This window comes from Microbacterium sp. NPDC007973 (genome assembly GCF_042958465.1).
Lineage (GTDB): Bacteria > Actinomycetota > Actinomycetes > Actinomycetales > Microbacteriaceae > Microbacterium > Microbacterium galbum.
In genome coordinates this window covers 688,478-715,355 of the sequence record NZ_JBIBJJ010000001.1, presented here as the reverse complement: position 1 = coordinate 715,355, position 26,878 = coordinate 688,478, and the positions used below count along the sequence as shown (strand labels likewise).

Annotated in this window: 23 protein-coding genes; 13 read left to right on the top strand and 10 right to left on the bottom strand. The window is 71.6% G+C overall.

The genetic code is table 11. From position 1 onward, the window contains the following. Positions 1-3 precede the first annotated feature (3 nt). Both ACFZA2_RS03500 and ACFZA2_RS03495 read left to right on the top strand, forming a co-directional pair. Entirely contained in the window at positions 4-2,727 is a 2,724-nt protein-coding gene (locus tag ACFZA2_RS03500; protein ID WP_391400675.1) for a glycoside hydrolase family 2 protein, read from the top strand. Then, complete coding sequence (locus ACFZA2_RS03495) at positions 2,724-3,425, top strand: Type 1 glutamine amidotransferase-like domain-containing protein (protein WP_391400672.1); 702 nt, start codon at positions 2,724-2,726, stop codon at positions 3,423-3,425. The genes ACFZA2_RS03500 and ACFZA2_RS03495 overlap by 4 nt, the downstream gene beginning before the upstream one ends. 143 nt (positions 3,426-3,568) lie before the next feature. Here the strand turns inward: ACFZA2_RS03495 and ACFZA2_RS03490 are convergent, their stop codons facing one another. Both ACFZA2_RS03490 and ACFZA2_RS03485 read right to left on the bottom strand, forming a co-directional pair. Continuing rightward, a complete protein-coding gene (locus ACFZA2_RS03490) occupies positions 3,569-6,652 on the bottom strand; it encodes a chitobiase/beta-hexosaminidase C-terminal domain-containing protein (RefSeq protein WP_391400669.1) in 3,084 nt (1,027 codons plus the stop codon). A 256-nt stretch (positions 6,653-6,908) separates the two neighbouring features. Continuing rightward, on the bottom strand, positions 6,909-7,370 hold the full coding sequence (locus tag ACFZA2_RS03485) for an SRPBCC family protein (protein ID WP_391400666.1): 462 nt from the start codon (positions 7,368-7,370) through the stop codon (positions 6,909-6,911). Positions 7,371-7,537: 167 nt separating this feature from the next. On the opposite strand from ACFZA2_RS03485, the gene ACFZA2_RS03480 reads away from it, so the two are divergent. Together ACFZA2_RS03480 and ACFZA2_RS03475 are read left to right on the top strand one after the other, a co-directional pair. Then, entirely contained in the window at positions 7,538-7,921 is a 384-nt protein-coding gene (locus ACFZA2_RS03480) for a hypothetical protein (RefSeq protein WP_391400663.1), read from the top strand. An 84-nt stretch (positions 7,922-8,005) separates the two neighbouring features. Next, entirely contained in the window at positions 8,006-8,500 is a 495-nt protein-coding gene (locus tag ACFZA2_RS03475; protein WP_391400660.1) for a nucleoside deaminase, read from the top strand. 168 nt (positions 8,501-8,668) lie between these two features. Here ACFZA2_RS03475 and ACFZA2_RS03470 read toward each other — a convergent pair whose 3' ends face one another. From ACFZA2_RS03470 to ACFZA2_RS03450, 5 genes are read right to left on the bottom strand one after another with little or no spacing between them, the layout of a single operon-like run. Next, positions 8,669-10,225: a carbohydrate-binding domain-containing protein gene (locus ACFZA2_RS03470; protein ID WP_391400658.1), complete on the bottom strand. Its 1,557-nt coding sequence runs from the start codon at positions 10,223-10,225 to the stop codon at positions 8,669-8,671. After that, positions 10,210-11,034 carry a polyphosphate polymerase domain-containing protein gene (locus tag ACFZA2_RS03465; protein ID WP_391400655.1) on the bottom strand — a complete coding sequence of 275 codons (825 nt, stop codon included), beginning with the start codon at positions 11,032-11,034 and terminating at the stop codon, positions 10,210-10,212. Before ACFZA2_RS03465 ends, ACFZA2_RS03470 begins: the two co-directional genes overlap by 16 nt. Continuing rightward, positions 11,031-11,684: a DUF4956 domain-containing protein gene (locus tag ACFZA2_RS03460; protein ID WP_391400652.1), complete on the bottom strand. Its 654-nt coding sequence runs from the start codon at positions 11,682-11,684 to the stop codon at positions 11,031-11,033. The genes ACFZA2_RS03465 and ACFZA2_RS03460 overlap by 4 nt, the downstream gene beginning before the upstream one ends. After that, a complete protein-coding gene (locus ACFZA2_RS03455) occupies positions 11,681-12,820 on the bottom strand; it encodes a glycosyltransferase (RefSeq protein WP_391400649.1) in 1,140 nt (379 codons plus the stop codon). The genes ACFZA2_RS03460 and ACFZA2_RS03455 overlap by 4 nt, the downstream gene beginning before the upstream one ends. 3 nt (positions 12,821-12,823) lie before the next feature. Further along, positions 12,824-13,843, bottom strand: coding sequence for a phosphodiester glycosidase family protein (locus ACFZA2_RS03450; protein WP_391400646.1), 1,020 nt, complete (start codon positions 13,841-13,843; stop codon positions 12,824-12,826). A gap of 135 nt (positions 13,844-13,978) precedes the next feature. Between ACFZA2_RS03450 and ACFZA2_RS03445 the strand changes: the two genes are divergently transcribed. Further along, complete coding sequence (locus ACFZA2_RS03445; RefSeq protein ID WP_391400643.1) at positions 13,979-14,194, top strand: hypothetical protein; 216 nt, start codon at positions 13,979-13,981, stop codon at positions 14,192-14,194. A 106-nt stretch (positions 14,195-14,300) separates the two neighbouring features. On the opposite strand, the gene ACFZA2_RS03440 is transcribed toward ACFZA2_RS03445, so the two are convergent. Both ACFZA2_RS03440 and ACFZA2_RS03435 read right to left on the bottom strand, forming a co-directional pair. Next, positions 14,301-14,681, bottom strand: a complete 381-nt coding sequence (locus ACFZA2_RS03440; protein ID WP_363386645.1) for a VOC family protein — start codon at positions 14,679-14,681, stop codon at positions 14,301-14,303. Between the two features lie 93 nt (positions 14,682-14,774). Then, positions 14,775-15,470 carry a helix-turn-helix transcriptional regulator gene (locus ACFZA2_RS03435; RefSeq protein WP_391400640.1) on the bottom strand — a complete coding sequence of 232 codons (696 nt, stop codon included), beginning with the start codon at positions 15,468-15,470 and terminating at the stop codon, positions 14,775-14,777. Between the two features lie 264 nt (positions 15,471-15,734). On the opposite strand from ACFZA2_RS03435, the gene sucC reads away from it, so the two are divergent. Next, positions 15,735-16,898 (top strand): ADP-forming succinate--CoA ligase subunit beta, encoded by a 1,164-nt coding sequence (gene sucC, locus ACFZA2_RS03430; protein WP_363386639.1) that lies wholly within the window; start codon positions 15,735-15,737, stop codon positions 16,896-16,898. 17 nt (positions 16,899-16,915) lie between these two features. Then, positions 16,916-17,818, top strand: a complete 903-nt coding sequence (gene sucD, locus ACFZA2_RS03425; RefSeq protein WP_391400636.1) for a succinate--CoA ligase subunit alpha — start codon at positions 16,916-16,918, stop codon at positions 17,816-17,818. Between the two features lie 395 nt (positions 17,819-18,213). On the opposite strand, the gene ACFZA2_RS03420 is transcribed toward sucD, so the two are convergent. Beyond that, the gene (locus ACFZA2_RS03420) at positions 18,214-19,665 is read right to left on the bottom strand and encodes an NCS2 family permease (RefSeq protein ID WP_391400633.1); all 1,452 of its coding nucleotides are present in this window, start codon (positions 19,663-19,665) and stop codon (positions 18,214-18,216) included. Positions 19,666-19,741: 76 nt separating this feature from the next. Between ACFZA2_RS03420 and ACFZA2_RS03415 the strand changes: the two genes are divergently transcribed. From ACFZA2_RS03415 to ACFZA2_RS03390, 6 genes are all read left to right on the top strand, one after another. Beyond that, on the top strand, positions 19,742-20,179 hold the full coding sequence (locus tag ACFZA2_RS03415) for a nitroreductase family deazaflavin-dependent oxidoreductase (protein ID WP_076674042.1): 438 nt from the start codon (positions 19,742-19,744) through the stop codon (positions 20,177-20,179). A gap of 249 nt (positions 20,180-20,428) precedes the next feature. Continuing rightward, positions 20,429-23,026, top strand: coding sequence for a nitrite reductase large subunit NirB (gene nirB, locus ACFZA2_RS03410; protein ID WP_391400630.1), 2,598 nt, complete (start codon positions 20,429-20,431; stop codon positions 23,024-23,026). Further along, the gene (gene nirD / locus ACFZA2_RS03405; RefSeq protein WP_391400628.1) at positions 23,005-23,508 is read left to right on the top strand and encodes a nitrite reductase small subunit NirD; all 504 of its coding nucleotides are present in this window, start codon (positions 23,005-23,007) and stop codon (positions 23,506-23,508) included. The genes nirB and nirD overlap by 22 nt, the downstream gene beginning before the upstream one ends. Continuing rightward, positions 23,505-24,764, top strand: a complete 1,260-nt coding sequence (cobA, locus tag ACFZA2_RS03400) for a uroporphyrinogen-III C-methyltransferase (protein ID WP_391400625.1) — start codon at positions 23,505-23,507, stop codon at positions 24,762-24,764. The genes nirD and cobA overlap by 4 nt, the downstream gene beginning before the upstream one ends. After that, positions 24,761-25,900, top strand: a complete 1,140-nt coding sequence (locus ACFZA2_RS03395) for a uroporphyrinogen-III synthase (protein WP_391400622.1) — start codon at positions 24,761-24,763, stop codon at positions 25,898-25,900. Before cobA ends, ACFZA2_RS03395 begins: the two co-directional genes overlap by 4 nt. Further along, positions 25,897-26,853, top strand: coding sequence for a sirohydrochlorin chelatase (locus ACFZA2_RS03390; RefSeq protein ID WP_391400618.1), 957 nt, complete (start codon positions 25,897-25,899; stop codon positions 26,851-26,853). Before ACFZA2_RS03395 ends, ACFZA2_RS03390 begins: the two co-directional genes overlap by 4 nt. The last annotated feature ends 25 nt before the right edge of the window (positions 26,854-26,878 follow it).

Below are 26,878 nucleotides of genomic sequence, written 5' to 3'. Positions count from 1 at the left end.
GGCATGACCTCGCTCGACGACCGGGAGAGGGCGCGGTCGCTGGCCTCGCCGCTGTACGGCGACCGCTGGGTGCAGGAGCACGCGACCCTGCCCGTCTCCTCGCCGGTCGTCTCGGCGCAGGGCGGCGGTGCGCTCGCCGTCGACCGCGAGGCGGTCTCGCTCGACGGCGAGTGGCTGCTTGCCGGAGCCCCCGCGGGTCGGGAGTTCGCGATCGAGCGGTGGTTCGCCGGTCCGCGGCCGCCGGCGCCGGTGGGCTGGCACCGACCCGACACCGACCGCTCGGACTGGATCCCTGCCGCCGTCCCGGGAACGGTGCAGGCGGCCCTGACCGCCGCGGGCGAGATCCCCGACCCGCTGCTGCACGACCACACCCACGCGGAGCTCGTCGCGCACGGCGTGCCCGCCGAATGGCCGTGGCACTTCCGGCGCACCCGCGTCGAGGAGCAGCAGTGGTGGTACGCCCGCCGATTCGACGTGCCGGCGTCGTGGCTCGGGCAGCGCGTGCGCCTGTCGTTCGACGGCGTCGACGACGCGGCATCCTTCTGGCTCAACGGCGAACCGATCGCCCGCCACTCCGGCATGTACGGCGGTCCCGACATCGACGTGACGGCCCTGCTGCGCGGGGACGGTACCGACGAGATCGTCGTGCGCGTCGACCCGCCCCCGCGCGACTGGCACGGGGTGCTCACGCCCTCACCCGGGTGGGGATGGCACTACGGACACCTCATCTCGATGGGGATCTGGCGCGGGGTGCGCCTGGAGCGCGTGCCCGACCTCGAGCTCGAGGATCTGTTCGTCTCGACCGTGCACGCCGCCGAGGGGGCGGCGCGGATCCGCGTGCAGTGGGACCTGACCGCTCACACCGACGGCGGTGCCGCCCCGACCCGCATCCGCGTGCTCGACCCCGACGGGACGGTGGTCTCCGACGTCACGGCGCAGGTCGTCGCCTCCCGCGGCACGTCCCGGCACGCGGTCGAGATCGACGTCCCGGACGCGCGACTGTGGTGGCCGTTCGGGTACGGGGCGCAGCCGTTGTATCGCGTCGAGGCGAGCGTCGCCGGGTCTTCGCGCGCGGCGACGGTCGGCATCCGCACCGTCGAGATGCGCGCGCTGCCCGAGGTGTCGGGCGACGACGTGTACGACTGGCGGTTCGTCGTCAACGGCCGCGCGATGTTCCTCAAGGGCGCCAACTGGTGCTTCACCGATCCGATGGCGCGTCGGGGGTTCGAGATCGACCGGCACATCCTCGACCTGTGCGTGCGGGCGAACCTGCAGATGCTCCGCGCGTGGGGCGGCGGCACCGTCGAGAGCGACGCCTTTTACGACGAGTGCGACCGTCGCGGCATCCTGGTCCTGCAGGAGTTCCCCCTCAGTTTCGGACTGGATGCCACGGGCGCCACGCTCGCCACCGTCGACGAGCAGGCGTCGCGCATCGTCCGCCGCCTGCGCTCGCACCCGTCGCTGGTGATGTGGGGTGGAGGCAACGAGAACCCCGACACCGTGTCGGGCGATGACCTGCTCACCGTCATCGGCACCCGCGTGCGGCAGTACGATCCGACGCGCCCGTTCCACCGCACCGATCCGTGGGGCGGCAGCGAGCACTACTACGGCGTCTACCACGAGGGTCAGCCCGTCGAGGCGTACGCGACGCACGTCCCGCCGGTGTTCGGAGAGTACGGGCTGTCGAGCCAGTGCGACCTCGACAGCATGGCGCGCTTCCTCGATCCGGCGCTGCTGGAACAGTGGCCGCCGCCCGCGCACGGCGCGATCCTGCAGCACCAGGCGCAGTTCTCGCTGTTCGACCTGTTCAAACAGGCGCGCTACGCCCATTACGGACCGCTCACCGATTGGGCGACGTTCGTGGAGTACTCCCAGCTCGCCCAGGGCGACGCGCTGCGGTTCGCCTCGGAGCGCCTGCGGGCGCACGCGGGTACCCGCACGTCGGCGTACTGGTTCTACAAGGTCGGCGAGGTCTTCCCCGGTGCATCCTGGGCGATCGTCGACTACTACGGCCGCGCGAAGCTGTCGTACTACCGCGCGCGCCAATTCGGGGCCGCGCAGTCGGCGTTCGCGGTGTACGACCGCACCGCGCTCGCCGCGGGCGAGGTGCTCTCGGCCGAGGTGCACGCGTCCAACGACACGCCTCACCCCCTGACGGCGACGGTGAGCGCCCGCCTCTACGACGCCCGCTTCGGCGTGATCGCCGAGCGGTCGGCATCCGTGGATCTGGATGCCGACGCCCACGCGCGCGCGTTCACCCTCGACGCCGAGGCTCCCGACGACGGTCCCCTCGTGCTGGCGGTGTACCTCTACGACTCGGACGGCGCCCGCATCTCGTCGGCCTGGTACGCGCTGAACGCGCAGCCGAAGAGCGCCGAGGCGAGCGCGATCGAGGCGCTGCCGCTCGACGAGCTGGCCGACCGGCCGATCGAGGAGCTCCTCGCGCCCTACGCCACCGGCCCGGCGCCGCTGAAGGAGCAGCCGCGCACGCGGCTCGAGGCCCGCTGGGGAGACGGCGTTCTGCGCGTGCGCAACGTCGGCGACGTGCCCGCGCCCCTCGTCCTCGTCGACGGGTTCCCCACCGCGTCCGGCGCCTGGCTCGACGACAACGCCTTCGGGCTCGAGGCGGGGGAGGAGCGCGCGATCGCGTTCGCCCTCGCCGGCGCCACCTGGCCCGATGCGCGCGTGCGCGCGTGGAACGCGGATGCCGTGGAGGTGAGCGCGTGAGCACCCCCCGGATTCTGGCCACGTGCGGCGGGTGGGCCGACACGTCGTGGGGTGACGTGGCCTTCGGTCCCCTCCTGCACCACGCTCTCGACCTCACCGGCGTCGAGGGCAGGCCCCGCGTTGTCTTCGTCAACACGGCCGGCGGCGACCAGCGGATCGACGAGGGGCGCGAGCTCGCCGCGGCGATGGCGGCGGGGGTGGATGCCGTGCACCTGCGGCTCTACGGCCGCACGGTCGTCGACTTCCGCGAGGTCCTGCAGTCGGCCGACCTCGTCTGGACGGGCGGGGGGAGCGTCGTCAACCTCCTGGCGCTCTGGCGGGCGCATGGCCTCGACACCGCCCTGCGCGATGCGTGGCGCAGCGGCGTGCTGCTGGCGGGAACGTCCGCGGGCGCGCTGTGCTGGCACGAGGGCGGCCCCACCTCCGGATTCGGCGAGGTGCGGACGATCGACGACGGCCTCGGGTTCATCCCCGGCTCGCTCGGGGTGCACTACGACTCGCAGGCCGAGCGGCGGCCGGCCCTGCGGCGGGCGGTCGACGCGGGCATCCTTCCCGGTGGCTTCGGTCTCGACGAGGGCACCGCGGTGCTGTACGAGGGAGACCGGGCCGTCGACTTCGTCACCGAGCGCGCGGGCGGGCGCGTGCACCGCGTCGATGCGCACGTGCCCGACGAACCGGTGCCCACCCGCCTCCTCTGAACCGATGTCCGTGCGTCGCCGACGCAGCGACCCGACCCGTCGGAGCCGGTGCGCCCGCGGCATCCCGCCCGCGATCGCGACTCGTGTCGGCGCCGCCTGCACGACGAAGGCCCGGACCGAGAGGCCCGGGCCTTCGTCGTCCCTCAGGGGACGGGCGTCAGCACGACCGCGTCGACGAACGCCGTCGCGTCTCCCGTCGCGGCCGAGCCGCGGAACGTGATCTGCCGATCGCCCGCCGCCACCGTGAACGTCGGCGAGGTGTGCGCCGTGAACGTGTTCGTCGGCGGGGCGAAGATGTCGACCACCGTCCCGTCGACCACCACCTGGATCGTCTGCACCGCGCTGTACCCGGGTCGACGTGACGCCTGATAGCTCAGCGTGTAGGTACCGGCATCCATCTTCAGGGTCTGCGTGAACGACCCGTGCTCACCGTTGCGCGACTGCAGCAGGGCGGTCTGCGTGCCCTCCGGGGCCGTCGGTGCGCCGAAGGCGCTGCCGTTGCGCTGAATGCCCGAGCGGCCCACGAACGACCACCCCTCGGTGAACGGCGCCGACTTGACGCCCGTCGTGGACGGCGCCTCGAAGCCCGTGTTCGACAGCGTCGCGGGCTCCGGGGCGACGGGGGCCTCGATGCGCACCGCGTCGAGGAACGCCGTGCGATCGCCCGAGGGCGCGGTGGCCCGGAAGGTGATCGTGTGGCGCCCGCCGGTCGAGGTGAACGCGTTCGAGCGCTGCGTCGTGTACGAGCTCGTCGAGCCCACGGCGAACGACCCGATGACCGTGTCGTCGTAGAGCACGTCGAAGCTCTGCGCGGGGTAGCCCGAGCGGCCCGACAGGGCGAACACGACCTGGTAGCCCCCCGCGGGGAAGGCCACCTGCTGCGAGATGGTGCCCTGCACCCCGCCGTCGGTCTTGAGGTAGGCCACCTGCTGGCCCTCCGGCGGCGTCGGCGGGCCGAGGGGCCCCTGACCGTTCTGGATGCCCGAGCGGCTGTCGAACGTCCAGCCGTTGGTGAACGGCCCGGTCTTGGACTTCGTGCCACCGGGCTTCTCGAACCCGGCGTTGGTGAGGGTGACCAGCGGGTACGACGACGGCAGTTCGGGGCTGACGTAGCACCGCTGCGTGCCCGAGGGGTTCGGGTCGCCGAGGGTCGCGGCGTCGCACGACACCGGCCCCGTCTTCGCCTGGTAGCTGAAGAGCCCGTCGCCGCCGAACGCGACGCTCTGCTGTCCCGAGAAGAAGCACTGCCCGCCCTCGTTCGCGCAGAGGGTGTAGCCGTCGGGGCCTTGCGAGACCCCGCCGACCTTGAACAGCCGGCTCGTGACGCCGGACGGTTGCCTGTTCGCCGCGAAGGCTGCCGCGCGGTACAGCTTCGTGGAGCTCTCGGCCAGGATCACCGGTCGCTCGTACAGCGTGGAGCTCGCGGTCGGTGCCGAACCGTCGGTGGTGTACCGGATCTGCGCGCCGGAGGTCGCCGTCGAGAGCGTGAGCACCTCGGACCCGGCGTACACCCCGCTGTCGAGGTCGAACTGCACGGGGTCGACCCGCGCAGACGTCAGCTGGGGCGTGACGGTCACGAGCGCGATGCCCGACGACGTGGGGTCGGCGGTGCTGGTCGCACGCACGGCGATCTTGCGCTCGGAATCGACCGCGGGCGGCGTGTAGACGCCCGAGCTCGACACGGAACCGTTGCCCGAACCCTCGACGGACCACGTCACGCCGGGAGCGCCGTCGATCACGTCGGCCGTCAGCTGCACCGTCGAGCCCGACGCCACGGTCGGCTCGACGTCTCCCATCCGCACCTGCACCGCGGGGTCGGCGGTGGTGTACACCGCGAACGAGTAGCCGGTCCCGAGGTCGTCCGAGAAGCTCGAACCGGCGGGGAGGGTGGCCGAGACCGCGGGCAGGAGCGCATTGGCATCCGGAACGAGATCATCGGAGTACACGACCCGGTGGAAGTCGGCGTCCACCGTCGTCCCGCCGAAGTCGACGGTCAGATCGGTCGGGGCCGCCCCCTTCGACTCCACCAGCACGGTGTAGTCGCCCGCCGCGTCGCGGAAGGCCGCGGACCGCACGTCGGAGGACGACGACGTGGATGCCAGCACCTGGCTGTGCGCCGGGATGTACCGGTTCAGCAGACCCGCCGACAGGAACGTCTTTCGCGGTTCGAGCCCGAGGGGGAGGGCGTCCCACATGTTGTAGGTGCCGTTGGTGTCGCCGTCGGGGTCGACGGTCCAGGTGCCGTTGAGCTGCCAGACGAGCATCGAGTGCAGGCCCAGGTTCGCTCCGGCGATCACGTAGTTCGCGTAGCCGGAGTTCCACCCGCTCGCATTGTCGTCCGACCAGCCGAACTCCGACATGTTGACGGGCTTGCCGCCCGCGACGTTCTTGCGGGCGTTGATGCTCCCCGGCACGGAGCCGTACGAGTCGCCGTAGGTGTGGAAGCTGTACTGGTCGAACGCATCACCGCCGTTCTGCGCCATGTAGGTGGTCCACGCGGGGGCGCCGGTCTCCTCCGGGCCCCAGATCTCGACCTCGTCGCGCAGGCCGTCGGCGACCAGGCGCTGGTGCACGGCCTGGGCCATCTGCACGTACGCGGCCTGCTGATCGCCCGGCGCCTCGAAGTCCCAGCTGCCGTTGGGCTCGTTGTAATACGTCAGGTACTTGACGTTGTCGTAGCCGCGCACGTTCTTGAGCTGGTCGATCAGAGCGGACGCGGATGCCGCGTACGCGGCGTTGTCGGCCGGCGCGCTGGTCCACGGGTCGACCCCGGGGATCGAGAACCAGTCGTGCACGGTCGAGCCGACCTTCCACCCGAAGTTCAGCTCGATGTCGGTGCCGGCGGCCTGGAAGGCGTCGAGGTAGCGGTAGAACGCCTTCATCCGATCGCTGTCCCACGTGTAGACCCCCTTGTCGGGCTCCATCCAGTCGATCTGGAACCACACGCGGGCGACCTTCGGTCGGATGGTCGCGATGCGCTTCGCATCGACCGCCCAGTCGGCGTCGGAGTACCCGAAATCCCGTGAGCGCTCCATGAGGGCCGAGGGGATGACGTTCACGCCGATGCCGAGGAAGTCGTCCTGCACCACGGTGCCGGTGTCGACCGAGACGGTCGCGGCGTCCGCCGCCGTGGCGGGGCCCGCCGACCCGGCGACGGCCAGTGCGGCGATCACCCCGCCGATGGTCATGAGGGCTGTGCATCGGCGCAGCCGGGGGGAGGGTCTCATCAAGGCTCCATCTCCATTGAGGGTCGATAGAGGTAGTTGTACTACAGAATCTGAGTCCGAGAAAGGAAATCGGGTCAATCGAGAGCGCTAAGTGGCCCTCCCTGGGTAGTCAGGCTACTCGGGGGCCGCGAGAGGCGTCTCACCCCGCGAGGCCCCCTCGCGGGATGACGCCCCGACCGCCGCGGTTGTCAGCCCGCGACCGGCCGCCCGCTTCCGCGCACCGTTTCGGTGACGGGCGCCGTCGACGCGCACCGCCCTACCGCGTTCCCGCCTCCGGGAAGGATGCCGCCAGGTGCGCGTTCCGGCGCGCGATGAGGCGACGCAGGTACGGCACGAGGATCAGGCGTTCGACGATGACCCCGAAGACGGGCGAGGCGAGCTCGATGGTGTCGGTCATCTTCGTTTCCCCGCCCGTCGTCTCCTCGAAACGGTGCTCATGACGGAAGGAGCGGAAGGGGCCCCGGACCTGCTCGTCGACGAACCGTGAGGGCGCGTGCATCTCCGAGATCCGGGCGGTCAGTGTGAACCAGACGCCCAGATGGCGGGCGCGGAACGTCACCGTGTCGCCGAGGCGCATCGGCCCCTCGGTGGTCCCGGCGATGGCTCGCTCCCCGCTGTCTCGCATCGATGCGACGTGTGCACCGATGTCGCGCGCGAGATCGAACACCGCGTCGGGTCTCGCGGCGACGTGCGTTTCGAGCGTGAAGCGGGAGGGCACGCTCCCATCCTCGCCGGTCTCGCGGTGGGAGCGATCGTCGAATGCACGACGGTGAGGCGTCCGTGCCCGGCCCCGCCCGGGCGCTGCCGTCGCCCCGATCCGCGGGCATAGCGAACGGATAGCCGCGCATAGGGCGGCGTGAGGGTGCGCTCTCCACACTCGGCCGCATGACCACCACCGACCCCGTCCCCACCACCCCGCCCACCGGTGGAGCATCGACGCCGCCGCCGACGCACACCTCGACGCCCGCCCCGGAGAGGCGCCGCCTCCCGCTCACTCGTCGTGTCGTCGCCGGCATCGGTGCCGGTGCGCTCGTCGTCGGCCTCGCCGTCGGCGGGGGCGCGGGTTTCGCGATCGGCAACGCCTCCGGCGCGAGCGCCGCGACCTCGGGGGAGATGCCCGGCTTCGGCACGGGCACCCCTCCGCAGATGGGCGGCGAACGCCCCGACTTCGGCGACGGCACGCCTCCCCAGATGGGCCAGGGCGGCCCGGGTGGCTCGAGCACCGACGACGGCACGAGCACCGACGGGTCGGCCGACACTTCGAGCTGACGATCGCGTCCGTCGGTGACAGGGCGCCGGCCGCGCCGCCACGGACCTCCCATGTCGTGCGCGGCATCCGCGATCATCGACACCATGGATGACACCCTCGATGCCGCCGACCTCGCTCATCTCCACCGCGCGATCGATCTCTCGGCGTCGGCGCGCGCGCACGGCAACCACCCCTTCGGCGCCGTGCTCGTCACCGGTGACGGCCGAGTGGTCGAGGCGGAGAACACCGTGCTCACCGACCGCGACGTGACCGCCCACGCCGAGACGAACCTCGTGCGCCGCGCGTGGAACCAGATGGATGCCGCGGAGTTGCCGGCATCCACTCTGTTCACCTCCTGCGAGCCCTGCGCGATGTGCTGCGGGGCGATCTTCTGGGCCGGCATCGGGCGGGTCGTGTATGCCCTGTCGGGGACGAGTCTCATCGAGATCGCGGGAGGGGAGGACGACGGGGCCGTCCTCGACCTGCCCGCGCGCGAGGTGTTCGCGCACGGCGGGCGTGCGATCGCGGTGTCGGGTCCTCACCTCCAGGATGAGGCGGCGGAGCCGCACCGCGGGTTCTGGTGCGCATCCGCTCCGTGACCCGAACACCCCACCCGCTGCGCGGCGAGAAGCCGTCCGGTCGACGCCGTCGTCCCCTTTCGAGGGCGTCGGCAGAGGGGACGACTCATGAGCGGACGTTCGCCGCCCGCGCGACGGCCGCGACCCGAGGGGAGGAGACCCCGGGGCGCGGCCGTCGACCGTGATGTCTCAGCGTCGTCCGCCCATGCCACCTCCCATCCCGCCCGCGGTCGCCACCCCGGCGGTCACCGAGGTCGAGGTTCCGTCGACGGTCACCGTGTACGACTGGCCGTCGGTGATCGCCGACGACGAGAACACGACCGATCCGAAGGTCTTCGTGGCGGTGTACTGCGCGATGACGGTGCCGTCGGCATCCTGGATCTGCACCGTCGAACCGGCGGAACCGCTCGCGGTCGCGGCGAGCCAGCCCTGCGCCGACGACTCCTCGGGGGACTCGGCCATACCGGTGCTGCCGATCGCGACGAGGGTGCCGCCCGTCACCGTGATGCCGCCGTTGGAGTCGAGCGCGCCGTTGTTCTGCGCGGTCGGGCCGTAGACGGTGACCTCCCCGCCGGTCATCTCGATCGTGCCGTTGGAGTCGAGACCGTCGCCGCCGGCGTCGACGACGAGGGTGCCGCCGGAGATGGTCAGCGTCTCGCCGGAGTCCTGCATGCCGCCCCCGCCCATGCCGCCGTCGGAGGTCGCGTTGCCGGAGGCGTTCACTCCATCGTCGGACGAGGTCAGGCGGGTCACCCCGCCCGCGATGCGGATGTCGGCTGACTCGATCGCCTCGTACGACCGGCTGATCGTCACCTCGCCTCCCGCGATCGCGAGGGAGGTCTCGGAGTGGATGCCGTCGTCGTCGGTCGCGAGGGAGACCGTGCCTCCCGTGACGAGGGCGTCGGTCCACGCGTCGATGCCGTCATCGCCCGCGGTGGCGTCGATCGTGCCGCCGGCGATCCAGACGTAGCCCTGCGCGGCATCCTCCTCCTGGTCGCTCTTGAGGGCATCGCCTCCGGCGGTGAGGGTGAGCGTTCCGTCCTCCACGACGAGGGAGTCCTTCCCGCGTAGGGCGTCGTCGGCGGCATCCACCGTGATCGTGCCGCCGATGATCGCGAGATCATCCGTCGCGGAGATGCCGTCATTGCCGGAGTCGGTCACGGTGAGCGATCCGGAGCCCGACACCGTCAGGTCGCTGTCGGCGTAGATCGCGGCGCTCGCGTCGGCATCCGCCGAGCTGGTCGCGGTGACGGTGTTGGTGGAACCCGCTGCCAGGTCGACCGCGACGTCGTCGGCGGTGACCACCTGGATCGCCGAGCCCGAGACGTTCTCGATCTCGGCGCCGTCGAGCACGAGGACGACCTGCGCATCGTCGGGGGCCTCGACCACCACCTGCCCCTCGAGGGTGCCGGTGAGGCGGTACACGCCGGCCGCGGTGATCGTCACGGTCGACCCGTCGACGTTCACCCCTGCCGAGTCGCTGGTGGCGGTGGATCCTTCGAGCGTCACCGTCGCGGCATCCGCCAGGCTCCACTCGTCGTCGCGCACGACGGTCCCGTCGGCATTCGCCGCGAGCAGCTCGGCGGCAGCCGCGGGGATCGTCGCATCGACGTCGCCGATGGTCTCGACGCTCGAGGTGATCGCGCTCTGCGCGGTTCCGGCGGGCTGCGCGGTGACGGCGCAGCCGGCGAGGACGACTCCGGCGAAGGCGAGGGGAAGGGCGAGGGGGATCAGACGGCGGCGCATGAGGTGTCCTTTCGAGACGGATGGGCGGAGGCGAAGGGACCCGACAGCACGCGGGTCCAGCGGTTGCGGGGGAGATCGGAGCGGAGGGCGGCTAGGCCCGTGGCGTACTTGCTCACGCGCTGCGGACGGTGTCCGGCGCGCCAAAGGGCGCGGTCGAAAGCCCCCGCCCGGCCCGGCGACTTGGTCTCCACGATCGCGAAGCGCGGAAGGGTGAAGCCTGCGCCGTCCGCGCCGACCCAGCGCAGGTCGAGGTCGATCGTGGCGCGAGAGGGTGTCGCGCCGGGGAGCAGCAGCGTGGTGCGGCGGTACAGCGTCTGCAGCCGCGCGTCGAGATCGTCGGCGCGGGCCGGTGCGACGCCGATCGCTCCGAGGGCCTCGGCGACCTCGCCGCGGGCCTGGACCGTGAGGCGGTCGGCCGCGTCGAGGGCGTAGGCGTCGCGCTCCTTGCGGGTGAGACCGCGCGCCCCGCGCGTCTTCATCTCGAGGAACGCCACCCCGGTGTCGACGTAGGTGCGCGTGCGGAGTTTGAACCGTCGTCGTCGCCCGTGCGCGGCCAGACGGAAGCTCAGCAGGTCGGGGGTGTCGAAGTACACCGAGCGGTACGCCAGTTCGCGCTCGCCGTCGATCTCGAGGGCGGCCGGGGCGTCGGCGGAACGCTGCAGATCGTGCAGAAGGGATGCCGTGGCCTCGATCGGAACGACGTACTTGCGGTCGACGCGGGTGAGCAGGGCGGCGTCGGCCGTGAGCGCATCGAGCCCGATCGCGGGGAGGGCCGCGATGGCCGCGCCGGCGCGATCGCGGGGGGTCATCGGGTGCCCCCGAGGAGGTCGGCGAAGGTGGCGTCGCGGTCGGCGGCGGGCGTCGCCTCGAGCCGCGTGCCGAGGCCGGAGTCGAGGGACGCGCGAGGCGTGACGGCACCGACGCGGTAGCGCACATCGACCAGCGTGGTGTCATCGACGAGATCCAGCTGCTGAACGGTGAGCGCGGTGACCTCGCCGCCCAGAAGACGCTCGAGCTCGGCGCGCAGCTCGCTCTCGTCGGCGATGGCTCGGTCGAGGTGCACGGTCTGGTGCCGGGCGCGGGCGAGCAGGCGCGGGTGATCGGCGACGGCGAGTACGGCCACGATCAGCCCGACCAGCAGAAGCGGAGTTGCGAGGTCGGTGTGCGGCAGGCCGCAGATGAGGCCGATCGCGAGAGCCGCGAAGTAGTACGCCACCTCGCGCTGCGTGATCTCGCTCGAGCGCAGGCGGATGATCGACAACACGCCGAACAGGCCGAGCCCGAGGCCCAGGGCCACCTCGGCGGTGCCGAGCACCGAGGCGACGGCCAGCACGCCGACGTTCACACCGAGGAAGGCGACGACGAGGTCGCGGCGCCGGTGCCGCCGGAAGTACACGGCGCTCAACAGCACGGCGGCGAACAGATCTGCCGCGGCGAGGATCAGGGCGGTGGCGGTCATGAGGAACTCCTTGTGGGGGTGACGGGGGAGGAACCGGGGGACCCGGGGCGGAGGAGGCTGAGCTCGTCGACGCCTCCGGACCGCGGCGGCGGGGCCGGGGAACCGGCATCCGGCCGGGGGAAGACGAGCGAACGCTGCACGCCGTAGCTGAGGATGAACAGCACTGCCTCGGTGACGACCTTCGCCGGCAGCAGAGCCAGGCCGTTGTCGGTGAGGAACGACATCCACGCAATGTTGGAGGCCAGCAGCGCCAGCGCCAGCACGCCGTAGCGCACGGCCTGCCCGCGCATCGGCCCGCCCCGTGCGCGGAAGACCACGCGGCGGTTGACGACGAAGTTCGCCGTCGCCGACAGCACGCGCGCGGCGATGATCGAGGGTACGAGCCACCCGGTGAGCGCCTGCAGCACGAGCAGCGCCACGGTGTCGACCGCGAACGCCGCGAGCGACGACGCCGCGAACAGCAGCACCGGCAGCAGCACCCGCAGCGAGTCGCGCACGGGACGGAAGTGGCTCGACGCGTTGCGATCGAGGTAGACGGTGTCGATCGGCACCTCGTGCGTCGCGACGAGGTCAGGAGCGAGGCGCAGCAGCATCCGCTGCTCGTACTCGAAGCCCTCGCCCGGGATGCGCAGCGCCCACGGGATGCGGTCCGACGGGATGCCGCGCAGACCCGTCTGCGTATCGCTGAGTCGTCGTCCGGTGGCGAGGCGGAACAGGCCGCGAGCGGCCGCATTGCCCAGGCGGCTGCGCAGGGGGACGGTGCCGTCGAAGGCGCGCACCCCGAGGACGAGCGCGCTGCGCGCGGAGGCGGCATCCGTGCGGAGGGCATGGGCGATACGGACCACGTCGCTCGGCGTGTGCTGACCGTCGGCGTCGGCGGTGACGACGTCGGCATCCGGGTCCCGCGTGTGGATGTGCGCGAGGCCGGTCTTCAGCGCCGCCCCCTTGCCCCGGTTCGCGGAGTGGGTCACCACGCGCGCGCCCGCGTCGCCGCTCGCGTCGAAGACGGGGGCGAAGACCGGGCCGCTGCCGTCATCCACCACGACGATCTCGAGATCGGGGTCGGCACGTCGCAGCGCGGCCACCAGGGCGGGGAGGCGGGGTCCGGGTTCGAACGCCGGGATGAGCACGTACACCGTTCAGCCCGCCACGTAGAGGATGTCGCTCGTGCCGCGCTCGCCGCCGTTCGAGGGCGAGTTCACGACCCGGCCGTTGAAGTACATGGTCGAGGAGCCGCCGCCGTCGAGGTTGTAGGCGGTGGTCGCTCCCAGCGACAACATGATGTCGGCGAGCTCGGGAAGCGTCACACCCTCGCTGTACCCCTCCTGCCGGCCGTCGACGACGACGAAGACGAGATGGTTGTCGTCGATCACGCCGACCGCGGTGCGGGGCTGATCGCCCTGGATGGAGTGGTTGCCGACGTTCGTGTCGACCTCGACGCCGTCGATTCCGTCGACGACCTGCCCGTCCGCGACGATCGCAGGGCCGAAGCTGAGGGTGTTCCAAACCCCGGATGCCACGAGTTCGGCCGCCGAGGTCTGGGTCTCGTCGTACACCTCGACGTGCCCGTCGGTGTAGAAGGCGAGACCCTCGCGTGCGCCCTCGTCGCGATACGCGACGCCGTTGCGGATCTCGATGCCCGTGGAGCGGAAGCCGTAGTAGTCGCCGTTGATCGCGAAGATCGCGTCATTGGCCGCGGCGATCTCGCTCGTGGTCTGCGTGATGTTCTCACCGAACTGGTTGTTCGCGAACGCGGAGCGCAGGGCGGTTGCATCGCTCAGGATGACGTCGGCCACGTAGGACGTGACGGAGCTCGCACCCGTTCCCGTCGTCATCGTGGCGAGCGTCACGGAGGTGGATCCGTCGTCGAAGGTGGAGTCGGTCACGGTGGGGGAGGCCGCGCTTCCGGCGGCCGCGTCGGTGGTGGTGACGCTCGAGTGCTCGGCCTCGTAGGCCGCGACGTCGGTCACCTCGACATGGGGGATGAGGAAGCGATCGGCGGCCCACCACGCGGCGCCGCCCGCACCGAGGACGACGACGAGCCCTGCCGTGAGGAACGTGCGGCGGGCCACACGACGAGCGGGCGGGGCGGTCGTCGCGCCGGCCTCGGGTGCCGGGCCGGCCGGGTCGGTCTCGGGGGAGCGGTTCGCGGGGTGCATGGCTCCAGACAAGGCGCCGCGCCCTCACCGCGCCTGGGGCGGTCCCTATCCTCAGCCAAGAACAGTTATGCAAGCACTATGTGCGATCGATCCGATCCCCCATAGGGTTCGCAGCACCTACCGAAGGAGTCCGTGATGACCGACAACCTCGCCGCCCCGTCCCCCGCTCGTCAGTGGCTGAAGGCGTTCTACAGCGCTTTGGCCGCCGCGATCGGCTACATCATCGCGGAGCTGATCACGCAGCACGACACCTCGTTCATCCTGATCGGGGCCCTCGCCATCCTGGCCGTGCTCACCCCGATCATCTACGCGATCAACCGCCGGAGCGGTCGCACCGCTCCTCGGCGCTGACCGGGGGCCCGCCCGCCTCCGACGTCGCAGCCGGGCAGCGGCCGGGGTCATCGCTCCGGCCGCTGTCCGCGTCGGCGACGTGCGCGTCACCGGGGGTGCGCGTCGGTCATGCCGAATGGGCGGTGGGCGTGCTGAACAGGTTGACGACGTTGCCGTCGGGGTCGCGCACCAGTGCCGACCGGTTGCCCCACGGCATGGTGGTCGGTGCGAGGACGACATCCTCGCCGATGGGTGCGAGCGCGGCGAACGCACCGTCGACGTCGGCGACGTCGAACTCGACGATCACGGAGCGATTCGCCGCGGCGGTCAAGGCTCCGTCGAGCATCGCGACCGTTTCGACGCTCGCGATCGCGAGATTCGCGCCGGGGCCGCTGAACTGCGCGAAGACCGGAGAGGGACGCTCGGCCCGCCGACCGGTGACCCGCTCATAGAACGCGACGAGGCGGTCGACGTCGTCGGTGACGATTCGGATGGAGGTGAATGACATGGGATTCCTTCGGGGACGGGATAGCGGACGGTTTCACCCTCGCCGACGGTGGCGACACCGTCCTGTCGGCGTTTACGGAATCCCGGTCGGGGATCAGTCGTCGATGACGGACCGCAGGCGTCCGTACGGAATCGTGAGGTCGGCAGCGCGGAGAGCGCGGTGCGGGGGCCGCTCGTCCGTCACGTCGAGCGACAGCATCCGATCGCCCCGGAACGCCCGGACCCCGTCGCGCTGCCGACACCACGCGATGAGGTACCAGTGCCCGTCCTTGCCGATCGATCCCAGCGGTTCGACGTCGCGGGTGGACTCCGCACCGCCGGCATCGCGGTAGCGGAGGCGCACGACGCGATCCGCGCGAAGGGCGGCTGCGAATGCCGCGGGAGCATCGCCGTCATCCTCGCCCTCGAGGAGATGCACTCGCGACGCGAGCACACGGGCTCGTGCCGCTTCGTCGTCCGGCATGACCGCGAGCACCTTCCGGGCCGCGGTGCGGGCGGAATGACGGAACGGACTGCGCCTGAGCGCACCGAGCCCGATGAGCACAGCGAGGGCCTCGTCGAGGGTGAACCCGGCCGGGCCCAGCGTCGCGGACGCATCGATCACGTACCCCCCGGTCCGGCCGGGCTCCGCCCAGATCGGCAGCCCCGACTGCTGAAGGGCAGCGAGGTCGCGCTCGATCGTCCGCACCGACACCTCGAATCGTTCTGCGAGGCGGCGGGCGCTCAGCGGTCGAGGGGAGACGGCCCGGAGCTCTTCGACCAGGCCGTAGAGACGATCGGTTCGGTTCACCGACCCATCATCGACCGTTCGCGCCCGACTGTGCGCCGGCCTCGATGATCACTCATCGCGACCGCGATCGAACGACGGCGGATCGCGCGCCTCGCACGTCCGACGATCGTGCGGAGACCCCGGGACGAGGGCATCCCTCCGATCGAAGGGGTGAGCGTCGAGGCGATTCAGCCCCGTCTAGTAGGGTTGACCCCTGGTGAAGATCTCTTGATATCAAGAGATCTCGCCTCCTCCCACCACCGATCGCCCAGCGAAGGATTGTCCGTGGATCTCTACGAGTACCAGGCACGTGATCTGTTCGAAAAGTACGAGGTGCCGGTACTCGCCGGCATCATCGCCGACACCCCTGAGGAGGCGAAGGCGGCCGCGGAGAAGCTCGGCGGTGTCGTCGTCGTCAAGGCTCAGGTCAAGACCGGAGGCCGCGGCAAGGCCGGCGGCGTGAAGGTCGCGAAGAACCCCGATGAGGCGTTCGAGGCGGCGCAGGCCATCCTCGGCCTCGACATCAAGGGTCACGTCGTCAAGCGCGTCATGGTCGCCGCCGGCGCCCGCATCGCCAAGGAGTTCTACTTCTCGGTGCTGCTCGACCGCGCCAACCGCTCCTACCTCTCGCTGTCCAGCGTCGAGGGCGGCATGGAGATCGAGGAGCTCGCCGTCGAGCGTCCCGAGGCGCTCGCCCGCATCGAGGTCGACCCGCTCGAGGGCATCACCCCCGAGAAGGCCCTCGAGATCGCGAAGGCCGCGAAGTTCGACGACGAGCTGGCCCCCAAGGTGGCCGACGTCTTCGTCAAGCTCTTCAACGTCTACAAGGGCGAGGACGCCACCCTCGTCGAGGTGAACCCGCTCATCCAGAGCGAGGACGGCGACATCATCGCCCTCGACGGCAAGGTCTCGCTCGACGAGAACGCCGGTTTCCGCCACCCCGAGCACGAAGAGCTCGAAGACAAGGACGCCGCTGACCCGCTCGAGGCCAAGGCCAAGCAGCACGACCTCAACTACGTCAAGCTCGACGGTCAGGTCGGCATCATCGGCAACGGCGCGGGTCTGGTCATGTCGACCCTCGACGTCGTCGCCTACGCCGGCGAGAAGCACGGCGGCGTCAAGCCCGCCAACTTCCTCGACATCGGTGGCGGCGCCTCGGCGACCGTCATGGCCGCCGGTCTCGACGTCATCCTCGGCGACGAGCAGGTCAAGAGCGTCTTCGTCAACGTCTTCGGTGGCATCACCTCGTGCGTCGCCGTGGCCGAGGGCATCGTGAAGGCCCTCGAGATCCTCGGTGACACCGCGACCAAGCCGCTCGTCGTCCGTCTCGACGGCAACCAGGTCGAAGAGGGCCGCGAGATCCTCGCCGCCGCCAACCACCCGCTCGTCACCCTCGCCGCCGGTATGGACGAGGGCGCCGACAAGGCCGCCGAACTGGCCAACGCGTAAGGGATAGGGACAGAAACATGTCGATCTACCTCAACAAGGACTCCAAGGTCATCGTCCAGGGCATCACCGGCGGTGAGGGCACCAAGCACACCGCCCTCATGCTCAAGGCCGGCACCCAGGTCGTCGGTGGCGTGAACGCCCGCAAGGCCGGCACCACGGTCTCGCACAAGGACGCCTCCGGCAACGACGTCGAGCTCCCCGTCTTCGCCTCGGTCGAAGAGGCCATGCGCGAGACCGGCGCCGACGTGTCGATCGCGTTCGTGCCCCCGGCCTTCACGAAGGATGCGATGGTCGAGGCCATCGACGCCGAGATGCCCCTCCTCGTCGTGATCACCGAGGGCGTGCCCGTCGGCGACACCGCCGAGGCCTGGGCGTACGCGAAGTCGAAGGGCGAGAAGACCCGCATCATCGGCCCGAACTGCCCCGGCATCATCACCCCCGGTGAGGCGCTCGTGGGCATCACGCCCGCGAACATCACCGGCAAGGGCCCCATCGGCCTCGTGTCGAAGTCGGGCACCCTGACCTACCAGATGATGTTCGAGCTGCGCGACCTCGGCTTCTCGACCGCCATCGGCATCGGCGGCGACCCGGTCATCGGCACGACGCACATCGACGCCCTCGCGGCGTTCGAGGCCGACCCCGAGACCAAGGCCATCGTCATGATCGGTGAGATCGGTGGAGACGCCGAAGAGCGCGCCGCCGACTTCATCAAGGCCAACGTCACCAAGCCGGTCGTCGGCTACGTCGCCGGCTTCACTGCTCCCGAGGGCAAGACCATGGGCCACGCCGGCGCCATCGTCTCCGGCTCGGCCGGCACCGCTCAAGCGAAGAAGGAGGCCCTCGAGGCCGCCGGCGTCAAGGTCGGCAAGACGCCGTCCGAGACCGCGTCGCTGATGCGCGAGATCATCGAAGCGCTCTGACGTTTCGGTTTTGGGGCCCGGAAGCCATGGCATCCGGGCCCCTTCGCGTTCCCGGGGGCTGGCGGCGGCGCGGCGCGAGACCGCACCCGATTGCCGAGGACGCATCGGATGCGTGCCGAACGGATACGTCTTCGGCGAACGAGAGCGGCCTCGGCGACGAAGCCCCGCCGCGACCGGCCGCGACCCTGCCCACCGCCCACGCGGCGTAACCGCCGCGGGGGCGGCCGCCGCGGCACGAGAACGCATCCGATTGCCGAAAGCGCATCGGACTGACGCCCAACTGGTGCGGCCTCGGGAAACGTGTGCGGTTTCGGCGCCGCGGAGGCGCCTGTCGCGGCGGCCACGGGAAAGGGGCCCGGATGCCGTCGCATCCGGGCCCCTGCGAACCACCACGCTCAGCCGAGGAGCGCCTCGACCGGACCGCGCGCGAAGAAGATCACGAAGCCGGCGGCGACGATCCAGAGCAGCGGGCTGACGCGGCGGGCGCGGCCCGAAAGTGCCTGGATGAGGACCCAGCTGACGAAGCCCGCACCGATGCCGTTGGCGATCGAGTAGGTCAGGGGCATGACCGTCACGGTCAGGAAGACCGGGATGAGCACCGACATGTCGCTGAGGTCGACGTGGCGGATCTGCGCCATCATCAGCGCGCCGACGATCACCAGCGCTGCGGCGGCGATCTCGGTGGGGACGATGCTCGTCAGCGGAGTGAAGAACATCGCGAGCAGGAAGAGCCCGCCCGTGACGACGTTGGCGAGGCCCGTGCGGGCGCCCTCGCCGATGCCGGAGCCCGACTCGATGAAGACGGTGTTCGACGACGAGGAGGTCGCCCCGCCCGCCACGGCACCGATGCCCTCGATCACCAGCGCGGAGCGCAGGCGCGGGAAGGTGCCGTCGGGGGCCGCGAGGCCCGCCTCGCGCGAGAGGCCGGTCATCGTGCCCATGGCGTCGAAGAAGTTGGTGAAAACGAGGGTGAAGACGAGCATCAGGGCCGCGAGGGCGCCGATGCGGCCGAAGGATCCGGCGAGGTCGACCTGTCCCACGAGCGACAGGTCGGGCAGGCTCACCCACTGCGAGGGCAGCGTCGGCACGCTCAGACCCCAGCCGCCGGGGTTGCCGTCGGCCTTCGCGCCGAGGCCCATGACGGCCTCGACGATCACCGCGATGACGGTGCCCGAGAGCAGGCCGATCAGCAGCGCGGCCTTGACCTTGCGCACCAGCAGCACGGCGGTGATGACGAGGGTCAGCACGAACAGGGCCGTCGGGATCGTGGCGATCGAGCCGCCCACGCCCAGGCCGACCGGGGGAGAATCGAGCCCGGTCGAGGTGACGAGGCCGCTGTCGACGAAGCCGATGAAGGCGATGAAGAGGCCGATGCCGACGGTGATCGCGGTCTTCAGCGCCAGCGGGACGGCCTCGAAGATCATGCGGCGGAGGCCCGTGACCGCCAGCAGCACGATGATCAGGCCGTTGATGACGACCAGGCCCATCGCCTCGGGCCAGGTGACCTCGCCGACGATGCCGACGGCGAGGAACGAGTTGATGCCGAGGCCCGCGGCGAAGGCGAAGGGCAGACGGGTGACGAGCCCGAAGAGCATGGTCATCACGCCCGCGGTGAGGGCGGTGACCGCGGCGACCTGCGGGAAGCCGAGGGCGTTGCCGGAGACGTCGGGGGTGCCCGACAGGATGATCGGGTTCAGGATGACGATGTACGCCATCGTCACGAACGTGACGACGCCACCGCGCACCTCCGCGCTCACGGTCGAGCCGCGGGCGGTGATCTCGAAGAAGCGGTCGAGGCCGTTCTTCGGTGCGGGGGTGGCCGTGGTCTCGGGAGCGGAAGCGCTCATGAAGGCTCCAGGAAACGGGAGAGAAACAGGGGAGGGTGAGGACCGGAGGGGAAGACGCCGACGTATCGTGGGAGACATGTCGCTCTCAGGAGAGTATCTGCCCAGCACCAGCGAATGGGCCCGCCAGCAGGCCGAGACGTTCGAGGCCTCGGGAGGCCAGGAATCCGCCGAACTGCGGGGCGTACCCATCATCGTCCTCACCACCGTCGGCGCCAAAACGGGCGGCCTGCGCAAGACCGCCCTCATGCGCGTCGAGCACGACGGAAAGTACGCGGTCGTGGCGTCCAAGGGTGGGGCACCCGAGCATCCCGCGTGGTTCTACAACCTCGTGAAGAACCCGCGCGTCGCCCTCCAGGACGGCGACGTGAAGAAGGAGTACGACGCGCACCAGGCCGAGGGTGCCGAGCGCGAGGAGTGGTGGGGCTACGCGACGGAGGTCTGGCCCGACTACGACGAGTACCAGAAGAAGACGGAGCGGCGCATCGAGCTGTTCGTGCTGGAGCCGGTCGACTGACGCGGTGTCCCTCAACGGGTGGGAAGCGCGAGAGCGCGCCGGGCACGGAAGAGCGGGACGGATGCCGGCGGCCAAACCTCACACGAGCGCCACCGCCGCGTGAGCGAAACGTTCGCCCGGGGTAACGCCCGGGCGAGGGCGGGGGAAATCTCGGCTGCTTAGCGTCGGGGCATGGCCCGCTCGAACCCCGCAACCGGAACGAAACACGGCGCTGACGCGTCGGCAAAGTCCGCCGCGTACCGTGACGGCATGCTCCACCCCGCTCCATCCGGATCCGTCGTGGTCGTGGGTGCGGGGATGGTGGCGCACCGCTTCGTCGAGAGCCTGACCAGCCGCGACACCGACGGCCGCTGGTCGATCACGGTGCTCGGCGACGAAGCCCGCGGGCCCTACGACCGGGTCGGACTGACCGGCATCTTCAGCGGCAAGACCCCCGATGACCTCGCGCTCGATCCCGCGGTGCTCGCTCACGAGCGGGTGCGCGTCGAGACCGACGCCCGCGTCACCAGGATCGACCGCGCGGCGCGCACCGTCACCACCGCGGGCGGCTCCACCCACGCCTACGACCGGCTCGTGCTGGCCACCGGCTCCTTCGCCGCGCGTCTCGCGCTCGACGGCTTCGACCACCGGGGCTGCTTCGTCTACCGCACCCTCGACGATGTCGCCGGGATGCGCGCGTGGGTCGCTCAGCGCGCGGCGCAGCTCGGCCGGCCCCTGCGCGGCGCCGTCGTCGGTGGGGGACTCCTCGGACTCGAGGCCGCGGGAGCGCTTCAGGCCGAGGGCGTCTCGCCGTTCGTGCTCCAGTCGAACGAGCGGCTCATGTCGGCACAGCTCGACCTCGGCGGCGCCAAGGCGCTGCAGCGACTGATCGAGGCGCGCGGTATCGAGGTGCGCACGCAGGCGGTGACGACCCGGGTGGATGCCGACAGGTCCGGCGCCGTGTGCGGCCTGGAGCTGCGCGACGGTACGTGGGAGGCCGTCGACATCGTCGTCTTCACCGTCGGTGTCCGTCCCCGCGACGAACTCGCCCGCGCCGCGGACCTCGCCGTCGACGCGCGCGGCGGTGTCGTGATCGACGCGGGCTGCGACACGTCCGACCCGGCGATCATGGCCATCGGCGAGGTCGCGAGCTTCGACGGCCAGTGCATCGGTCTCGTCGCTCCGGGCTACGCGATGGCCGAGGTCGCCGCGACCCGCCTGCTCGGGGGAGAGGCCGCGTTCGACGGCTTCGACACCTCCGCCAAGCTCAAGCTCTCGGGCGTCGAGGTCGCCAGCTTCGGCGACGCGTTCGCCGAGACGCCGAACGCCCTCGACGTCACCTACGCCGACCCGGTGTCGGGCGTGTACAAGAAGCTCGTGCTGAGCGACGACGCGCACACGCTGCTCGGTGGCATCCTCGTCGGCGACGCCTCGGCCTACACCTCGCTGCGTCCGCTCGTCGGTCGCACGCTGGGCGGTGACCCGGCCGCGTACCTCATGCCCAGCGACCTCGCGCCGGCCCCGCAGGGCGATCTCCCCGACGACGCGATCGTCTGCTCGTGTAACGGCGTCACGGCCGGCACCGTCCGCGGCGCGGTGACCGAACACCAGTGCGCGGATGCCGCCGAGGTCAAGGCCTGCACCAAGGCCGGGGCGGCGTGCGGTTCGTGCTTCACGCTGGTGAAGAAGCTCGTGGCGACCGAGCTCGCGGCATCCGGAAAAGAGGTCTCGAGCGGCCTGTGCGAGCACTTCTCGTTCACGCGGGCGCAGCTCTTCGACGCCGTCCGCGTCTCGGGGCTGAAGACCTTCACCGCGATCGTCGAGCGCTTCGGCACCGGTCGCGGCTGCGACATCTGCAAGCCGGCGCTCGCGAGCATCCTCGCCAGCCTCTACTCGGAACACGTGCTCGCCGGCGAGCTCGCGACGATGCAGGACACCAACGACCACGTCATGGCGAACATCCAGCGCGACGGCAGCTACAGCGTCGTGCCGCGCATCCCGGGAGGCGAGATCACGCCGGAGGGTCTCGTCGTCATCGGCGAGGTCGCGCGCGACTTCGGGCTCTACACGAAGATCACCGGCGGCCAGCGCATCGACCTGTTCGGCGCCCGCCTCGATCAGTTGCCCGACATCTGGAAGCGCCTCGTCGACGCCGGTTTCGAGTCGGGCCACGCCTACGGCAAGTCGCTGCGCACGGTGAAGTCGTGCGTCGGCTCGACCTGGTGCCGCTACGGCGTGCAAGACTCGGTCGGCATGGCCGTGCAGCTCGAGCTGCGCTACCGGGGCCTGCGCTCGCCGCACAAGCTCAAGTTCGGCGTCTCGGGCTGCGCGCGCGAGTGCGCCGAGGCCCGCGGCAAAGACATCGGGGTGATCGCGACCGAGGCCGGCTGGAACATGTACGTCGGCGGCAACGGCGGCTTCACGCCCCGACACGCGGTCCTCTTCGCCGAAGGTCTCGACGACGAGGGACTGCTGCGCGCGATCGACCGGTTCCTCATGTTCTACATCCGCACCGCCGACCGGCTGCAGCGCACCGCGCCCTGGGCCGCGGAGTACGAGGGCGGCCTCGACGCGCTCAAGGCCGTCGTCTTCGACGACTCCCTCGGCATCGCCGAGGATCTCGACCGCGCCATGGCCTCCCACATCGACGCCTACGAAGACGAGTGGGCTGCGACCCTCGCCGACCCCGAGAAGCTCAAGCGGTTCCAGAGCTTCGTGAACGCGCCCGAGGTCGCCGACCCCTCGCTCGCCTACGTCGCCGAGCGCGGCCAGGCCCGCCCCGCCACCGACGAGGAGCGCACGTCCGGCGCCGTGTTCATCGGCGGAACGACGCTGGCGGTGCGGTCATGGCGACGTCGCAGGCGATGACGATGGATGCCGAGACCCCGGCCGCGACGCCGAGCTCCGCGCCCGTCGCCCCCGGTGTGACGGCCCCCGCCGCCGCGTCGGCAACGACCGCAGGGCCCGGCGACGACGCGAGCGCGACGCCCGCGGCCGACACCCCGCACGGGTGGTCCCGCATCTGCCGCGTCGACGACCTCCTCGTCGAGCGCGGGGCGGCCGCTCTCGTCGACGGGCGCCAGATCGCCCTGTTCCGCACCTACGACGGCCGCATCTACGCGACCGACCAGATGGACCCGTTCAGCGGGGCGGCGGTGCTCTCGCGGGGGATCGTCGGCGATCGCGCGGGCGTGCCCACCGTGGCATCCCCGATGTACAAGCAGGTGTTCGACCTGCGCACCGGCCAGTGCCTCGACACGCAGGGCAAGGAGCCGCTGAGCGTCCGGGTCCACCCGGTCGCGGTGACCGACGGCGTCGTGTTCGTCCGAATCCAAGGAGACCCCCGATGATCGCTCTCGCCGGACTCGACCTCACCGACCGTCTCGTCGTGTGCGTCGGCGCAGGCTCCGTCGCCGAGAAGCGCATCGCGCGGCTCCGCGCCGCCGGTGCCCGCGTGCGCCTGATCGCCCCGGTCGCGACCGCGGAGCTCACGGCGCTCGCCGTCGCCGGCGCCATCGAGTGGCACGAGCGCCCCTTCGAACCCCGCGACCTCGACGACGCCTGGTTCTGCCACACCGCCACCGGCTCGGCATCCGTCGACGCGTCCGTCGTCGCCGCCGCCGAGGCCCGCCGCGTGTGGTGCGTCAACGCCGGGCACGGGGGCAAGGGCACCGCGCGCCTCGCCGCCGAGACCACGAGCGGCGACGTCATGGTCGGCGTCGTCTCGACCGCGGGCGCCGACCCGCGCCGCACCGTCGCGGTCCGCGACGCCATCGCCCAGCGCCTCGCCGAAGGCGCCCTTCCGCTCCGCCGTCGACGTCGCCCGCTCGTGGGGAGCGTGGCGCTCGTCGGCGGCGGCCCCGGCCCGATCGACCTGATGACCGTCCGCGCCCGCGCTCTGCTCGCCGAGGCCGACGTCGTCGTGCACGACCGCCTCGGCCCCACCGGCGTGCTCGCCGAGCTCGGCGACGACGTCGAACTCGTCGACGTGGGCAAGCGTCCGCAGCACCACCCCGTGCCGCAGGACGAGATCAACGCGATCCTCGTCGACCGCGCCGCCCGGGGGCTGCGGGTCGTGCGCCTCAAGGGCGGCGACCCGTTCGTCTACGGACGCGGCGGCGAAGAGGTCATCGCGTGCCGGGCGGCCGGCATCCCGGTCGAGGTCGTCCCCGGCATCTCGAGCTCGATCGCGGTGCCGTCGGCCGCGGGGATCCCCGTGACGCACCGCGGCGTGGCCGGTACGCTGCACGTCGTGAACGGTCAGGAGACGCCGAGCGAGGCCACCCTCGCGGCCCTCCGCGACGACTCGGCCACGGTCGTCGCGCTGATGGGCGTGAGCGCCCTGCCGCGCTTCGTCGCGGCGGCCCGGGCCGCGGGGGCTCCCGAGAGCCGCCCCGTCGCCTTCGTCGAGAACGGACACACGCCCGCACAGCGGACGATCCGCACGACGCTCGCAACGGCGATCCAGGATGCCGAGACCCACCGCCTCGCGAATCCCGCGATCCTCGTGTTCGGCGAGGTCGCTCGGCCCGACCTGCTGCTCCCGGCCGTGGAGCCCGCTGCGGCTGCGGCTTCGGCCGGGGCGCGCGGGGAAGGCATCGGGTGACGACACCCGCGCGTACGATCAGCACGGTGCTCCAGGGCTGCACCGTGCTGCTTCCCGTCGATCGCCGGTCGGGGGAGCTGTCGGCCGCGCTCGAGCGCCACGGCGCGCGCGTCCGCGTCGCGCCGGCGTTGACGATCGTGCCGCACGTCGACGACGAGCACCTCATCGCCCAGACGCGGCGCCTGGTCACCGACCCGCCCGACGTGGTCGTCGCCACGACCGGGGTCGGGTTCCGCGGATGGATGGAGACGGCCGACGAAGCGGGCCTGCACGACGAGCTCAGCGCCGTGATGGACCGGGCGCGCATCGTCGCCCGCGGTCCGAAGGCACGCGGGGCGATCCAGCAGGCGGGCTTCGACGCCGACTGGGTCGCCGAGAGCGAGACCTCGGCGGAGCTGCGGGACTTCCTCGTCGCCGAGGGCGTACAGGGTCTGCACGTCGCCGTGCAGCACCACGGCTCGGGAGCCGACGGCCTCGACGAGGCGTTCGAGGCGGCCGGCGCCCGCGTCACGAGCCTGACGATCTACCGGTGGGGGCCGCCCCCCGACCCCGAGGTCGTCGCCGCCTCCACCCGTCAGGTCGCCCGCGGCGAGATCGACGCCGTGCTGTTCACCTCGGCGCCCGCGGCCCGCGAGTGGGTCCTGGCCGCCGATCGCGCCGACGCCCTGGCGGGGGTCGCCGCCCGCGCCGCCGACGGTCGCGTGCTCGTCGCCGCGGTCGGCCCGATCACCGCCGGACCGCTGCGCGACGTCGGCATCGCCCCCCTCGTCCCCGATCGCGGGCGCCTGGGCGCTCTCGTCCGGGCCGTCGTGACGCACTACGGCGGCCCCGACGCGGCCGTGCTGCGCACGAGCGCCGGGCGGCTCGGCATCCGCTCGACGGGCATCGTGCTCGAGGGCGTCTTCACCGCCCTGCCGCGGACCGGCGTCGAGATCCTGCGGGCGCTCGCCCGACACCCCGGAGCGGTGGTCTCGCGCGCCGACCTGATCGCCGCGCTGCCGACCGCCGACGCGAGCGGACACGCCGTCGAGGTCGCCGTGGCGCGCACCCGCGAGGCGCTCGGGGGGCTCGACCTCATCCGCACCGTGTACAAGCGCGGATACCGGCTCGACATCGTCGACGAGGAGGACGCATGACCGCGGTGCTCATCGCCTGCGCACACGGCACGAGGTTCGAAGAGGGACGCGTCGTCGTGCGCGAACTGCTCGAGGTGCTGCAGGCGACCGCCCCCGCCGGCGTCGAGGTGCACGAGGCCTACGTCGATGTACACGGACCGTACGTCACGGACGTGGTGGCCGCCGCGCGCGAGCGGACCGACGACATCGTCATCGTGCCGCTGCTGCTGTCGACGGGGTATCACACCGAGGTCGACCTCGTGGAAGCCGCCGACGGCCTCCCCGTCGCTCCCGCGCTGGGGCCGCACCCCGTGCTGGCCGAGATCCTCGTCGATCGCGTCCAGGCGACGGGCGCGGGACCGGACGACACCGTCGTGCTCGCCGCTGCGGGGTCTACGCGCCCCGGAGCGGTCGTCGACGTCGAGCGCATGGCCGGGTTGATGAGCGCAGCCGGCATCGCCGGCCCCGTCGTGACGGCCTACGCCGCCGCCTCGGAGCCCCGGATCACGGATGCCGTGCACGCGGCGCGCGCGGAAGGACGGCGCACGGTGGCCGCGAGCTACGTGCTGGCGCCCGGGCACTTCTCACGCGTGATCGAGAAGGCCGAGGCCGACCTGACCTCGGCGCCGATCGGCGCGGATCCGCGCCTGGCCACGGTCGTGTGGGAGCGGTGGGCGGCCGCGCGCGGCGCGGTGGGCGAGCCCGACGCCGCCGGGGGTGCGGTGGGTCCGGACCCTTCGACGGGCTCGGGGTCCTCGGTGGGGGAGGCGGCTCAGCCTGTCGAAGCCGCCGGTCGTGCGGTGGCGTCACGGGCGGAGGCGGCTGAGCCTGTCGAAGCCTCCGATCGTGCGGTGGGCCCGGACCCTTCGATGGGCTCAGGGTCCTCGGTGGGCGTCGGGTCCTCCGCTGGCACGCCCCGCGGCGCGCGCGCACGCCTGCTCGCGCTGTTCTCGCGCGCTCGCCGCCGCGCCTGAGCGGCGCTCCAGGGCAGCGCGGGTA